Consider the following 13,351-nt stretch of genomic DNA (forward strand, 5'->3'; position numbering starts at 1 on the left):
GAATGTCCGACCATCCAATTCAAGGACTAATGACGACTGCCATGGAAAGCCTGAAAGAAATGATTGATGTCAACACAATCATTGGAGACCCTGTGGAAACACCGGATGGAAGTGTAATCCTGACAGTTTCAAAGGTAGGTTTCGGCTTCGCTGCAGGAGGCAGTGAATTCATTCTCGAAAACTCTAATGGGTCCGGGGGACAAAATGCCTCAAACGGCCAGTCAGGAGGATCGCAGCATCCATTTGGCGGAGGAAGTGGCGGAGGAGTTTCCATTACACCAATCGCTTTCCTGATCGTTGGCTCAAAGGGCGTCAAAATGCTCCATCTCGATGAAAGCACCCATCTGTATGAGAAGATCCTGGACCTCGCTCCGCAGGCAGTGGATAAGATTCAGCAAATGATGGGAAAGAAGGATAGCCAGAGCAGCCAGCAGCAAGGGAACCCATCCGCATATAACGGGCCAAAAACAGATCTTGAATTCTAAAAATGATTGCTGCCTTCCACACCTGGGGGGCAGCTTTGTATTTTGGTGAAGTGGTAAAATAATTGCAAAAACAGTAATGAAAAGATATAGTAACACTGTACATAATATGGACAAGGAGGATGATCAGGTATGGCATCTGTTACATTTAAGGGAAACCCGGTTACATTGCTTGGCAATGAAGTGAAGGTTGGAGACAAGGCACCGGATTTCAAAGTGCTCGCTAACGATTTATCCGAAGTGGCGCTCCAGGATTCAAAAGGACAGGTTAGGCTGATCAGTGTCGTTCCTTCAATCGATACTGGTGTATGCGATGCCCAGACACGCCGTTTCAATGAAGAGGCAGCTAAATTGGGTAATGTGAAGGTATTGACAGTAAGTGTTGACCTTCCTTTCGCGCAAAAACGCTGGTGTGGAGCGAACGGAATCGAGAACGTCCAGACACTTTCCGATCATCGCGATCTTTCTTTCGGTGAAGCATACGGGGTAGCGATCAAAGAACTTCGCCTGCTGGCACGTGCGGTTTTCGTCGTTGATTCCAACGATAAGGTAACATATGTCCAGTATGTCAGCGAAGCGACAGACCATCCGGACTATGAGGGAGCAGTGGAAGCTGCAAAGCAAGCGAACTAAAGCATTACAGAAACAAGCCGCAGGATCCTGCGGCTTGTTTTTTATCCAAAAGAGTTTACACCAGAAACTTTAATAATCATTAGAATAGGGAATCCATTCAGGAATCATCTCCTGAAAATGGGGTCCCACCAACAAAACGCGGAAAACAACGCTAAGCAAATTCCGACATAAGAAAAGCTGATTTTTCCTACGCTTATGATTGTATCGCAGAAAAAGTAAACACCCAGCAAATGGATACCGAGTGTTTTGTGATGTACGCGATTCATAGGCTTAGGTGTTCCCCTCTGTTCCTTACCGCAACGCCTTTATAGTGATGTGAGTTGTGATACTAGGTTCGTGCCCTTCCCTTTCCGGGAGCTTGAGAAATAGCCATTCTTTTGTTTGATGCGTGGCAGAAACCTTATACGGATGGTGCCGCAGGCTTGAACCCTTGTTCAATCAACGATAAAATAAAAAGATACTTTTATTGATCAGGAGGAAGTAGGATTGAGCATGACTCCGGTAGAAAAATTATTTACTTTATTCAATACGACAGCTGATCTTTTAAAGGATGAGCTATCGTCTACATATCTTGAGGCGTTAGCCGAGACAGGGGAAAATTTATTCCATGGGGCAGTCCTCCAGGATGAAGTCACTGAATTCTCAAGGAAAAAACTCGATAAGGCTTATCGAGGAATCAGGCTGGAAGAGTTCTCCAAAGAAGAAATCCGTAAGGGATTCCAACTGGCTATTTTAAAAGGCATGCAGAAGCATGTCCAGCCAAATCACCAGATGACACCCGATTCGATAGGGATGTTCATTGGATATTTGGTCAGTAAATTTGTTGAGGATAAGAGTTTCAGGCTGCTTGATCCTGCTGTCGGGACCGGTAATCTCCTTTCCACAGTACTGAACCAGCTCGAAAGCAGGGACATTGATTCCATTGGCATCGAAATTAATGAGGTGCTGATCCGATTGGCATATGTGAATGCCAATTTGCAAAGGCATTCAGTCGAGTTATTCAATCAGGATAGCCTTGAACCGCTGTTTGTTGATCCTGCGGATGCAGTGATTTGCGACTTGCCTGTCGGCTATTATCCAAATGACCTCAGGGCACAGGAATATCAAGTGAAAGCGAGCGAAGGGCATACCTATTCCCACCATTTGTTCATCGAACAGAGTACCAGGTATGTGAAAGAAGGAGGCTATATGTTTTTCGTGATTCCAAATGGCCTATTTGAGAGCGAGCAGGCGCCCCTTCTCCACGAATTCATAAAGGAGAATATCTTGATCCAGGGAATCCTGCAGCTGCCTCAATCGTTATTCAAGACCAAGAATGCGGCGAAAAGCATTTTGATCCTTCAAAGAAAGGGAGAAGGGGTAAAAGCGCCGAAACAGGTGTTGTTAGCTGAACTGCCCAAGCTTTCGGATGGACCTGCAGTAAACCGGATGCTTGGGAAAATCGATGGATGGTTTACTGAAAATAAACGGTTTGCCAATAAATGAAGGAGGACCGGGATTTGATTCCGGTTCCCTTTTTTTAATGCTTGCACAGGCAATCCTTTGACTGTCATAAGCCTAGTCTGTGCAGTGCACGCCGATACTCAGCAGCTGGCTTGAAGCTGGTGATGGCCCCTCAACACAGAAACTTCTATGCTGAGAGCACTCCTCCGTTTTGGCATCCGGCAATGTTCACCCGAAGCTATTGCCCCCTCCTCCCCTTTCTTCAAACCAGTTTTTTTTACCATTTATTCTTGTGTGTAAAGATAATTATCTTTACATATTTATTTTTCCAATATGACCCAGAAATAAGAAAGGAAAGGCTTGCAATAACCGCTTTTCCAATCATTCGAAGTATCTGAATAAAAACTCATTTCGACAATATGATGGCTTTGCTTGAAAAGTGGATGGGACAGTGTTTAAATGAGAAAATAAGAGATGTATTTACAGCCTGCGCAAACATTAACTGTATCAGTTTTTGTTGTATATTTAACCAAGCTGTTATATAAAAGGAGCGGTACAAAAATGGCAAAAATCATTGCAATCAATGCCGGCAGTTCCTCACTGAAGTTTCAGTTGTTTGAAATGCCGAGCGAGGAAGTCATCACAAAGGGGATTGTTGAGAGGATCGGCCTAAAGGATTCCATTTTCACAATCTCTGTAAATGACGAAAGAATCAAGGAAATCACAGAGATTCCAAACCATGAAGTAGCTGTGAAGATTCTTCTCGATAAACTGACCTCAATGGGAATCATCAAGTCGCTTGATGAGATCGAAGGAAGCGGACACCGTGTTGTACATGGAGGAGAGACCTTCACCGATTCGGTTTTGATTACGGACGAAACATTGCAGAAGATTGAAGAACTGTCCGAACTGGCTCCGCTGCATAATCCAGCTAATGCTATCGGAATCCGTGCATTCCAGCATGTGCTGCCAAATGTTCCTGCAGTGGCAGTTTTCGATACCGCTTTCCATCAGACAATGCCGGAAAACTCATTCCTGTACAGTCTTCCATATGACTACTATAAGAACTATGGCATCCGCAAATATGGTTTCCATGGCACTTCACATAAGTATGTCTCACTGCGGGCCGCAGAAATGCTAGGCCGCCCCGTTGAACAACTGCGCCTTATTTCCTGCCACCTTGGGAATGGTGCGAGCATCGCGGCGATCGAAGGCGGGAAGTCCATTGATACGTCCATGGGCTTCACTCCGCTAGCCGGTGTGACAATGGGTACACGCTCAGGCAACATTGACCCTGCCCTAATTCCATATATCATGGAAAAAACAAACAAGAGTGCGGATGAAGTTCTGCATGTTTTGAACAAGGAAAGCGGCATGCTAGGCGTTTCCGGCTTCTCTAGCGACCTTCGCGACATCGAGGAAGAAGCGGAAAAAGGCAATGAGCGTGCAGAGCTTGCTTTGAAGGTCTTTGCGGACCGTATTCACAAATACATCGGTTCCTATGCAGCTCGTATGTGCGGTGTAGATGCCATTGTCTTTACAGCCGGCATAGGTGAGAACAGCACTGCTATCCGTGCGCGTGTGCTGCAGGGACTTGAGTTCATGGGAGTATACTGGGATCCTGCACTAAACAAAGTGCGGGGCGAGGAAGCTTTCATCAGCTATCCGCATTCCCCGGTTAAAGTCCTGGTTATTCCAACCGATGAAGAAGTAATGATTGCCCGCGATGTTGTCCGCCTGACAAAGTAATTGATTAAAAGGCAGAAACGGTATAACCCTGTTTCTGCCTTTTCATTTTTCATGAATGTTTTCCTTTGTGCTATACTGGAAGAAAATCGATTGCTGGGGGTTTTTCAATGCCTTTGACTGAACGGGAAAAGAAGGTTCTGGAAGATTTAAAGGAGTGGGAAAACGAGCTGTACAGCTATGAACCGAATGACTTTGAGCTTGCGTATGACCGGTATCTCGAGAAATCCTTCTCGCTGCTGCCCGAAGAGACCCAGGAGAAGTTCTTCACTGTGTTTGACAGCTGGCTCTTCCATCTCCATTCATTGATTCAAGGTTCCCAGCTCCAGATGGATGCGAAGGAACGGATACTGGAGGCTGGCAGGGTGTTCGAGCCGGGGCTTGAGACAATTTACGATCTTAGGCAGCTTCCGCTTGAAAAACTTGAGTTCATTGCCGGGCAGCAGATTGCCCGCCACAGGCTTTATTCCCTGGCACAGGGGGGCCTCTCCGGGAGCGGTGGCAGTCTCGTGCTGGGAGCTGATATTCCTGCGATGGCAGTCATTAACCTGAGGGTTGTCCAATTGATTGCGATGACCTACGGATTTGAAGTCAACACCCCTTTTGAAATGATGGTAGCGCTGAAGGTGTTCCGTACGGCGACAATGCCATCGAGGCTCCAAAGCACCGGCTGGGCCGAACTGAAGGGTGACCTTGAGCAAGAGGGGGATTATTATTTCTACGAAGGAAACGATGAACTCGCAGATGTGACCTGGCTTGAACAGCCTATCAAGCAGTTATTCAAAGCAATGGCCATCTTGATGTTCCGCAGAAGGAAACTGCAGGGGCTGCCAGTCATCAGCATAGCCATCGGGGCTGGTACGAACTATCAGCTGACACGGAGGGTTACTGAATTCGCCCATAAGTATTATCAGATGCGATTTTTTTTGGAAAAAGGAGCGCTTGATCTATGAGTACCCATGAACACAAACAGGCCGCCCCAAGGCAGGTCCGCTGTATGGTGATCACCGTCAGTGATACAAGGAATGAAGAAACAGACAAGAGCGGCAGGCTCATGAAGGAAATGCTGACAGAGGCAGGACATATCATTGCAGACTATGAAATTGTCAAAGACGAAGGAGAATCAATTAAAAACGCAGTTTTGAAAGGCTGCAGAAATCCTCAGGTAGATGTCGTCCTCACAAATGGAGGGACAGGTGTAGCAAGGCGGGATGTCACGATTGAAACCGTCCAGAGCCTATATGAAAAAGAATTGCCGGGATTTGGCGAAATCTTCCGTATGCTTAGCTATCAGGAGGACATTGGCTCAGCTGCGATCCTGTCCAGGGCTGCAGCGGGCGTTGTGAATGACCGGGCTGTCTTTTCAACTCCTGGATCGAGCGGAGCTGTCCGCCTGGCGATGGAAAAGCTGATCATTCCCGAAATTGGACATGTTGTAAGAGAGCTTACAAAGGATCTGTAATAGGAAAATCCCTTCAACGAATGAAGGGATTTTTTATTGGAAAAATATAAAATTCTTTAGGGGTGGATTACTAAATGCAGTATTCAAAATCCAGCTCCAGAGCTTAGCCCCCGCGAAACGCTTCGGTCCTGCCACAGAAGTCGTTTCTTTGACTTCACTGGCAGGACCTCAATGGACACGGATGCACTGGTGCCGATGTTTGCCATAGGATGTTGCAATCTTATTCAGCCAGCACTTGTCAGGGATGAATGAGGTGCTTACCCATGTTCTGCCAAATTTCATTTCAGCAATCCTGAAAATGCCCAGTCGCCACGCGGCAAGATGAATATTCTATCCATTCAAACAGCGGAAGAACTTTTTTAAAGCCTTCTTGTCATATATTGGTTGAAGCGTCCTTTGTTATTGGTGGAGTTTATCGGCACTGATGTCCTGTTGTGTCCTGTACCACAACCAAAGGTCATTGATGATTGAAGCTAGCTCGGCAATCTCGCTGTTCAACTCGCAGGAACGGAGGAAGTTGCTTTCGTCTCCCAGTTGTGCTTGTTTAAAGTTGATCGTTTCCTCAAGCTCGGCAATTCGATCAGGGATGCTTCCGCGGATTTTTTCCCAGTGAAGGAGAATTGCGTGCTGTTTTTCAAGGCTATAGTCTTCCCAATTTTCTCTAAGAGCAGGAAGGGGTATGCCCAGTCGGCTGTTAAAAAGAAAAAAATGCTCCATTTCTGATGGTTCCCCCAATCGCGAATCATTGCTTCCATTTTACTATACTTCTAAATCTGCTACCACAATCCAAAAGCACACGGGAAAAATTTTCAGGGAATTTGAAGTTTTATCTTGAAATATTCAGGAAAACCTGTTAATTTAATATTCATGAATAAAAATTTATAGCGATGAATAAATATTCGGCATAAAGGAGAATGCAAAATGACTCAAAATAAAGTGATTCTTGCCTATTCAGGCGGGCTCGATACATCGGTCGCAATTAAATGGCTTAAGGAGCAAGGGTATTCCGTAGTAGCCTGCTGTCTCGATGTTGGGGAAGGAAAGGATTTGCAATTTATAAAGGAAAAGGCATTGAAAGTCGGTGCCGTACAATCCTATGTACTGGATGTCAAGGAGGAATTCGCGAATGATTACGCGCTGTTTGCCCTTCAGGCTCATGCGCTTTACGAAGGAAAATATCCGCTAATTTCGGCTCTTTCCCGCCCGCTGATTTCCAAAAAGCTGGTTGAGATCGCCGAGAAGGAAGGAGCGGTGGCAGTTGCACACGGCTGTACCGGAAAAGGGAATGACCAGGTAAGATTCGAAGTTTCAATCAAGGCGTTGAATCCGGATCTTAAGGTGATTGCCCCGGTACGTGAGTGGAAATGGTCGCGTGAGGAGGAAATCGCTTATGCGGCAAAGAACGGCATCCCGATTCCTGTCAATCTGGACAGTCCATTTTCGATTGATCAGAATCTCTGGGGAAGAAGCAATGAATGCGGCATTCTTGAAGACCCTTGGCAATCTCCGCCAGAGGAAGCATATGAGCTGACGGCAGCACTTGAAGATACACCGGATGCACCGGATATAGTTGAAATCGAGTTTTATCAAGGAGTTCCCGTGGCAATCAATGGAAAATCATACTCATTGTCCCAATTGATCCTTGAACTGAACTTCATTGCCGGAAAACATGGGGTCGGAAGAATTGACCACGTAGAGAATCGCCTTGTCGGCATAAAGTCCCGTGAGGTATATGAAGCTCCAGCTGCCATGACGCTAATCAAAGCCCATAAAGAATTGGAAGATATCACGCTTGTGAAGGAAGTTGCCCATTTCAAGCCTGTCATTGAAAAGAAAATCACTGAATTGATTTATGAAGGCTTATGGTTTTCTCCTCTTCAGCAAGCACTTGCGGGATTCCTGAAGGAAACCCAGAGGCATGTGACAGGCACTGTTAGAGTCAAATTATTCAAGGGGCATGCAATCGTCGAAGGAAGAAAGTCGCCATACTCCCTTTATAATGAAAAACTGGCTACTTATACAGCCGAAGACGAGTTCGACCATGGAGCAGCGGTTGGTTTCATCAATCTGTGGGGACTTCCTACAGTCGTCCACAGCATGGTCCAGGGCAAGAAGGTGACAGTGTGAAAAAATTATGGGGCGGCAGATTTACCGCAACGGCAGAAGACTGGGTCGATGAATTTGGCGCTTCCATCGCTTTCGACCAGGAATTAGTCCAGCAGGACATTGAAGGCAGTATCGCCCATGCCACAATGCTTGCCAAGTCTGGCATCGTTACACGAGAAGAAGCAGACGAAATTATCGGCGGGTTGAAGCAGTTGAAGCAAAAAGCCGAAAGCAATGACCTTGAATACTCAGCAAAGCTTGAAGATATCCACTTGAACATTGAGCATCAGCTGACAGAATTGATTGGTCCTGTTGGCGGCAAGCTTCATACTGCGCGCAGCAGGAATGACCAGGTTGCCACAGATATGCATCTGTATTTGCGAGAACAGGCAGGAGAAATCATCGAACTGATCAAGGACTTCCAAAAAGCGATCATCGAACAGGCCGAGCAGCATATCGAAACGATTGTTCCGGGGTATACGCATCTGCAAAGAGCACAGCCAATTTCTTTTGCCCACCATCTGCTGGCATATTATTGGATGCTTGACAGGGATAAACAGAGGTATGCTGACAGCCTGAAAAGGACCAATCTATCACCGCTGGGAGCAGGCGCACTGGCAGGGACGACTTTTCCGATTGACCGCCATTTTACAGCGGAAATGCTTGGTTTTGACGGAATTTATGAAAACAGTTTAGATGCTGTCAGCGACCGTGACTTCATCCTGGAGTTCCTGTCAGATAGCTCAATCCTGATGATGCACCTGTCAAGGCTTTGCGAAGAAATCATCCTCTGGTCAAGCCAGGAATTCCAGTTCATCGAGCTTTCGGATACCTTCACGACAGGCAGCAGCATCATGCCGCAAAAGAAAAATCCGGACATGGCTGAATTGATCCGCGGGAAAACTGGCCGCGTATACGGGAGCCTGTTCTCCCTGCTTACAGTCCTCAAGGGACTTCCGCTTGCGTACAATAAAGACATGCAAGAGGATAAGGAAGGGATGTTCGATACAGTGAAAACCGTTAAAGGTTCACTGAAAATATTCTCCGGTATGATCAGGACAATGAAAGTAAAGGCGGAAAAAATGGAAAAGGCCGTGAAAAACGATTTTTCGAACGCGACTGAACTCGCTGACTATCTTGCTGCCAAAGGAGTGCCATTCCGCGAAGCCCATGAAATTGTCGGGAAACTAGTCCTTGCCTGCATCCATAAAAACTGCTTCCTTTCAGATCTGCCATTGGACGAATACAAAAAGATGAATCCTTTATTCGAGGAAGACATTTATACGGCATTGAATCCATACAAAGCGGTTGAACGGAGAAATAGCTCAGGAGGCACAGGTTTTTCCCAGGTTGAATCCCAAATCGCAAAGGCAAAAGCCGCAATATAAAAAGTACGCAGCCTGGCTGCGTACTTTTTATTTAGTGGTTTTTTAAATGTTCATCATCAGGCCCCATCGAAGCGAGGGCAAAAGCTAATCCTTCAGGAAGGTACGCATTTGCTTATCGCCGTTAGGCTATTCTGGTTGAATGAGGCGTCAGTTGTCTTTCTCCGTCCGGACGACCAAGACATCGCATGAAGCATAGCGGGTGATATGCTCGGACACACTGCCGATGAAGAAGCGCTCCATTGCGTTCATACCAGTCGCTCCACAGATAATCAAGTCGACGTTGTATTTTTTAGCAACATCTTTGGCGATTTTGACTTTCGGAGATCCGTAATCGATTTCATAGCTTACATCTTTGAGACCGGCATCGATTGCTTGCTGTTTATAACTCTCAAGGAGTTCGGTGGCAAATTTGTTCGCACGTTCTGAAATCGTGCGGTCATATGCCTCCACAGTTGCAAAGGTGCGTAAATCGATGATGTGGGTCATGACAAGCCTTGCGTCATTCCTTTTTGCAATTTCAATTGCTTTTTTGAAAGCCCATGCTGCTTCTTTAGAACCATCAACGGCTACTAATATGTTTTTATAGTATAGTGCCATCGCCCTCGCCTCCTTAACTATATTATACATTATTTTCATCTGTATATGGGTGACAATCGAACGAACAATAAAAATGCAAGCCGAAAAATCAAGGAGGATCATGGATGGAAAAACGCAAACAGAAGCCAGCTCGGCAATTAGAATTGGAAAAGGGGATCACGGAGGTCAGCCAGCAAATCATGGACTCATACAACAGTGGAGTGATCGGCCAGGAGCAAAAAGGATCTATCATTGAAACGGAAGAAGAGCAAAGGTAAGCATCGAGGACAGGCTGCCACCTGAGGCAGCTTGTTTTAATTCTGTACATATTCGGAGAATCAGAAAATATAAAAAAGGATTCACTTTATTTAATTTTTGAACGAATTGTTTTGCCAAAAGGTCTTTTTTCTAATAAAATGAAAGTGTTTTCATCCCGTCCATTCATGAATAAGGATTTTTCTTATGGGTATAGGATTGATGTAATGATGGCGGCCATGAATGGAAGGGCAAAATTTACATAGGAGGTATGCAAGAATGCGTATTGGTGTACCTAAAGAAATAAAAAACAATGAGAATCGCGTGGCAATGACTCCTGCCGGTGTCGTGAACCTTGTTCACAACGGCCATGAAGTGTTTATTGAAACAGGGGCAGGAATCGGTTCAAGCTTTATGGATGAAGATTACAAAGAAGCTGGAGCTCATATCGTTGAAAGCGCGGAAGAAGCATGGGACCAGGATATGGTCATGAAGGTCAAAGAGCCCCTGCCGGAGGAATACGTGTACTTCCGTGAAGGACTGATTTTATTTACATACTTACACTTGGCGCCAGAGCCTGAGCTTACAAAGGCATTGATCGAGAACAAGGTTGTTGCAATTGCCTATGAAACAGTACAGCTGCCTAACAATTCCTTACCATTGCTCACTCCGATGAGTGAAGTTGCCGGAAGGATGGCTCCACAAATCGGTGCCCAATTCCTTGAGAAGGTGCATGGAGGAAAAGGGATCCTGCTTGGCGGAGTTCCAGGAGTCCAAAGAGGGAAGGTCACAATCATCGGCGGCGGAGTAGCTGGAACGAATGCAGCGAAAATGGCTGTCGGACTTGGAGCAGAAGTGACCATGATCGACCTGAATCCAGACCGTCTGCGCCAGCTTGACGATATTTTCGGAGCAGATATCACAACGCTTATGTCCAACCCGTTGAATATTGCAGAGGCAGTCAAAAGATCGGATTTGGTAATAGGTGCGGTGCTAATTCCTGGTGCGAAAGCTCCTAAGCTCGTGACAGAGGAAATGATCAAATCCATGAATCCTGGATCAGTTGTTGTCGATATCGCTATCGACCAAGGCGGAATTTTTGAAACGACGGACAGGATCACGACACATGATAATCCAACTTATGAAAAACATGGGGTTGTCCACTATGCCGTAGCAAATATGCCAGGCGCAGTGCCGAGAACATCAACGATAGCCTTGACAAATGTCACCGTCCCTTACGCACTGCAAATTGCGAATAAGGGCTATAAGCAAGCGTGCCTTGAAAATGAAGCTCTGCTAAAGGGAATCAATACGCTCAATGGCTATGTCACATACAAAGCTGTAGCGGAAGCGCATGATCTTGTTTACTCTGAAACAAGATCATTGCTTGAACAAAACTGAATTCCCAGGGGTCCGGACAAGCATCCGGATCCTTTTATTTTTATCTGCCGAATCATGAATGACGAGGTAAAATAGCGCAAAGCTGTTTAAATTCCTCGAATTTTAGCGTATATTTATTTATGAGTATACGGTGCCAGTCCAGTTGCGCCTGGCCGCCGTGATAAAATGTAATTGAGGAGTGGCAAGATGGGAAAAGTACTTGTTTTCGGACATAAAAATCCTGATACGGATACAATTTGTTCTTCGATTGCCTATGCGAATCTGAAGCAGAAGCTTGGAGTCGATGCTGAAGCTGTACGCTTAGGGCAGGTCAATGGAGAAACGCAATATGCGCTGGATTATTTTAATGCAGAATCGCCGCGCTTCGTTGGAGAGGTCGCTTCTGAAGCTGATGAAGTCATTCTTGTTGACCACAATGAGCGCCAGCAGAGCGCGGATGATATTGATAAGGTAAAAATCACCGAGGTCATCGACCACCACCGTGTCGCTAATTTCGAAACAAGCGACCCGCTTTATTTCCGTGTGGAGCCAGTCGGCTGTACAGCAACAATCCTGAATAAAATGTACAAAGAAAACAATATCGAAATCGATAAGAATATTGCAGGACTGATGCTTTCAGCGATCATTTCCGATTCTTTGCTGTTCAAATCCCCGACATGCACAGAGCAAGATGTAGCAGCAGCCCATGAATTGGCTGCGATTGCCGGCGTTGATGCTGAGCAGTATGGCCTTGAAATGCTGAAGGCAGGGGCTGATTTAAGCAGCAAAACAATTGAAGAACTGATCTCTCTTGATGCAAAAGAGTTCCAGATGGGCGAGGCGAAGGTTGAAATTGCCCAGGTAAATACAGTCGATGTAAATGAAGTCCTTGAACGCCAGGCCGTGCTGGAAGAAGAACTCTTAAAGACGATTGATCGAAAAAACCTTGATTTATTCGTCCTTGTCATCACGGATATCCTGAAGAACGACTCTGCAGCACTTGCCCTTGGAAAAGAAGCTTCTGCTGTCGAGGAAGCCTTCGATGTCACACTGGAGAACAATACTGCGACATTGAAAGGTGTCGTTTCCCGCAAGAAACAAGTTGTGCCTGTCCTGACTAACGTACTTGCGGCAAGAAAATAAGAAAATGAAAAAACCGCTTTGCTTTCCTGGCATAGCGGTTTTTTTTCAGCACTATTATTTGATGGATAATATAAGCTTTGCAGTTATTAGTACGCAAGTGGCGCCGGGATCAAGGCTGTGATTAGTGCACAAAGGGGATTGGAGAAAATGGGAACGATTGGGGGAAGATCGTGCCCAAACGGATTCCCGGAAACACGAAAGTGGAACGATCCGCGGAAGATCGTGCCCAAACGGATTCCCGGAAACACGAAAGTGGAACGATCCGCGGAAGATCGTGCCCAATCGGTAGCTGAAAAAGGAAAATGGGAACGATCCTCAAAAGACTTTTCCCAAAACGGCTACTCCAATGAAAAATGGGATCGATCTTTGTTAAATAATACACTATGAACCTCTAGCGGAGGGAGGATGTGGACGATTATAATCAAATGATGCACTAAGCCACGACCGACCAGCTGTAAAAGGTACAGACTATTTCAGTTAGCTCCCTTAAGCATAAATGTTTAGTGCCAAATCGTAATAATGCGTTTTCGTTTCAGTATTTCTTTTTAAATTCTTTGTTAAGACTCTTCTTATAACCTTTTTAGTCACTACCCCATTAATCGGGTGTAAGGAATCTTAATACATACGATTTCAACAGTTGATCTGCCAGTTTATGAAGTCTCCCATTTAAACTTGGATGTTTTCTTATTTAACTTTTTCATAAAATGATGCATTTGACTATGAAAAATAATCGGCTT

General features: G+C 45.5%; 13 protein-coding genes. 11 read left to right on the forward strand and 2 right to left on the reverse strand.

The window, feature by feature from the left end:
- Positions 1–2: 2 nt before the first annotated feature.
- The 6 genes from ytfJ to JJQ88_RS06505 all read left to right on the forward strand — a co-directional run bounded on the left by ytfJ (position 3) and on the right by JJQ88_RS06505 (position 5,766).
- Positions 3–485 carry a GerW family sporulation protein gene (gene ytfJ, locus JJQ88_RS06480; RefSeq protein WP_210364917.1) on the forward strand — a complete coding sequence of 161 codons (483 nt, stop codon included), beginning with the start codon at positions 3–5 and terminating at the stop codon, positions 483–485.
- A 129-nt stretch (positions 486–614) separates the two neighbouring features.
- Positions 615–1,115, forward strand: coding sequence for a thiol peroxidase (gene tpx / locus JJQ88_RS06485; protein WP_210364918.1), 501 nt, complete (start codon positions 615–617; stop codon positions 1,113–1,115).
- A gap of 492 nt (positions 1,116–1,607) precedes the next feature.
- Entirely contained in the window at positions 1,608–2,600 is a 993-nt protein-coding gene (locus tag JJQ88_RS06490; RefSeq protein WP_210365012.1) for a class I SAM-dependent methyltransferase, read from the forward strand.
- 519 nt (positions 2,601–3,119) lie between these two features.
- Positions 3,120–4,307 carry an acetate kinase gene (locus tag JJQ88_RS06495; RefSeq protein WP_210364919.1) on the forward strand — a complete coding sequence of 396 codons (1,188 nt, stop codon included), beginning with the start codon at positions 3,120–3,122 and terminating at the stop codon, positions 4,305–4,307.
- 107 nt (positions 4,308–4,414) lie between these two features.
- Positions 4,415–5,257, forward strand: coding sequence for an EcsC family protein (locus JJQ88_RS06500; RefSeq protein WP_210364920.1), 843 nt, complete (start codon positions 4,415–4,417; stop codon positions 5,255–5,257).
- Positions 5,254–5,766, forward strand: coding sequence for a MogA/MoaB family molybdenum cofactor biosynthesis protein (locus tag JJQ88_RS06505; protein ID WP_210364921.1), 513 nt, complete (start codon positions 5,254–5,256; stop codon positions 5,764–5,766). Before JJQ88_RS06500 ends, JJQ88_RS06505 begins: the two co-directional genes overlap by 4 nt.
- Before the next feature lie 399 nt (positions 5,767–6,165).
- Here the strand turns inward: JJQ88_RS06505 and JJQ88_RS06510 are convergent, their stop codons facing one another.
- Positions 6,166–6,483, reverse strand: a complete 318-nt coding sequence (locus tag JJQ88_RS06510) for a hypothetical protein (protein ID WP_210364922.1) — start codon at positions 6,481–6,483, stop codon at positions 6,166–6,168.
- Between the two features lie 204 nt (positions 6,484–6,687).
- Here JJQ88_RS06510 and JJQ88_RS06515 point away from each other — a divergent pair, with 204 nt between their 5' ends.
- Positions 6,688–7,893, forward strand: coding sequence for an argininosuccinate synthase (locus JJQ88_RS06515; protein WP_210364923.1), 1,206 nt, complete (start codon positions 6,688–6,690; stop codon positions 7,891–7,893).
- A complete protein-coding gene (argH, locus tag JJQ88_RS06520; protein WP_210364924.1) occupies positions 7,890–9,260 on the forward strand; it encodes an argininosuccinate lyase in 1,371 nt (456 codons plus the stop codon). Before JJQ88_RS06515 ends, argH begins: the two co-directional genes overlap by 4 nt.
- 147 nt (positions 9,261–9,407) lie before the next feature.
- Here the strand turns inward: argH and JJQ88_RS06525 are convergent, their stop codons facing one another.
- A complete protein-coding gene (locus tag JJQ88_RS06525) occupies positions 9,408–9,857 on the reverse strand; it encodes a universal stress protein (RefSeq protein WP_210364925.1) in 450 nt (149 codons plus the stop codon).
- Between the two features lie 104 nt (positions 9,858–9,961).
- Between JJQ88_RS06525 and JJQ88_RS06530 the strand changes: the two genes are divergently transcribed.
- From JJQ88_RS06530 to JJQ88_RS06540, 3 genes are all read left to right on the forward strand, one after another.
- The gene (locus JJQ88_RS06530) at positions 9,962–10,114 is read left to right on the forward strand and encodes a hypothetical protein (protein ID WP_210364926.1); all 153 of its coding nucleotides are present in this window, start codon (positions 9,962–9,964) and stop codon (positions 10,112–10,114) included.
- 256 nt (positions 10,115–10,370) lie between these two features.
- Positions 10,371–11,492 carry an alanine dehydrogenase gene (gene ald / locus JJQ88_RS06535; RefSeq protein ID WP_210364927.1) on the forward strand — a complete coding sequence of 374 codons (1,122 nt, stop codon included), beginning with the start codon at positions 10,371–10,373 and terminating at the stop codon, positions 11,490–11,492.
- A gap of 186 nt (positions 11,493–11,678) precedes the next feature.
- The gene (locus JJQ88_RS06540) at positions 11,679–12,614 is read left to right on the forward strand and encodes a manganese-dependent inorganic pyrophosphatase (protein ID WP_210364928.1); all 936 of its coding nucleotides are present in this window, start codon (positions 11,679–11,681) and stop codon (positions 12,612–12,614) included.
- Positions 12,615–13,351 lie beyond the last annotated feature (737 nt).

The sequence above is a fragment of the Bacillus sp. REN3 genome (assembly GCF_017912555.1).
Lineage (GTDB): Bacteria > Bacillota > Bacilli > Bacillales > Cytobacillaceae > Mesobacillus.

Excerpts from the sequence above, each read along its gene's own strand:
- JJQ88_RS06510 (WP_210364922.1), bottom strand. The coding sequence starts at position 6,483 with ATGGAGCATTTTTTTCTTTTTAACAGCCGACTGGGCATACCCCTTCCT.
- JJQ88_RS06530 (WP_210364926.1), top strand. The coding sequence starts at position 9,962 with ATGGAAAAACGCAAACAGAAGCCAGCTCGGCAATTAGAATTGGAAAAG.
- JJQ88_RS06525 (WP_210364925.1), bottom strand. The coding sequence starts at position 9,857 with ATGGCACTATACTATAAAAACATATTAGTAGCCGTTGATGGTTCTAAA.
- JJQ88_RS06490 (WP_210365012.1), top strand. The coding sequence starts at position 1,608 with ATGACTCCGGTAGAAAAATTATTTACTTTATTCAATACGACAGCTGAT.
- JJQ88_RS06495 (WP_210364919.1), top strand. The coding sequence starts at position 3,120 with ATGGCAAAAATCATTGCAATCAATGCCGGCAGTTCCTCACTGAAGTTT.
- JJQ88_RS06540 (WP_210364928.1), top strand. The coding sequence starts at position 11,679 with ATGGGAAAAGTACTTGTTTTCGGACATAAAAATCCTGATACGGATACA.
- JJQ88_RS06505 (WP_210364921.1), top strand. The coding sequence starts at position 5,254 with ATGAGTACCCATGAACACAAACAGGCCGCCCCAAGGCAGGTCCGCTGT.
- ald (WP_210364927.1), top strand. The coding sequence starts at position 10,371 with ATGCGTATTGGTGTACCTAAAGAAATAAAAAACAATGAGAATCGCGTG.
- tpx (WP_210364918.1), top strand. The coding sequence starts at position 615 with ATGGCATCTGTTACATTTAAGGGAAACCCGGTTACATTGCTTGGCAAT.
- JJQ88_RS06500 (WP_210364920.1), top strand. The coding sequence starts at position 4,415 with ATGCCTTTGACTGAACGGGAAAAGAAGGTTCTGGAAGATTTAAAGGAG.
- ytfJ (WP_210364917.1), top strand. The coding sequence starts at position 3 with ATGTCCGACCATCCAATTCAAGGACTAATGACGACTGCCATGGAAAGC.
- JJQ88_RS06515 (WP_210364923.1), top strand. The coding sequence starts at position 6,688 with ATGACTCAAAATAAAGTGATTCTTGCCTATTCAGGCGGGCTCGATACA.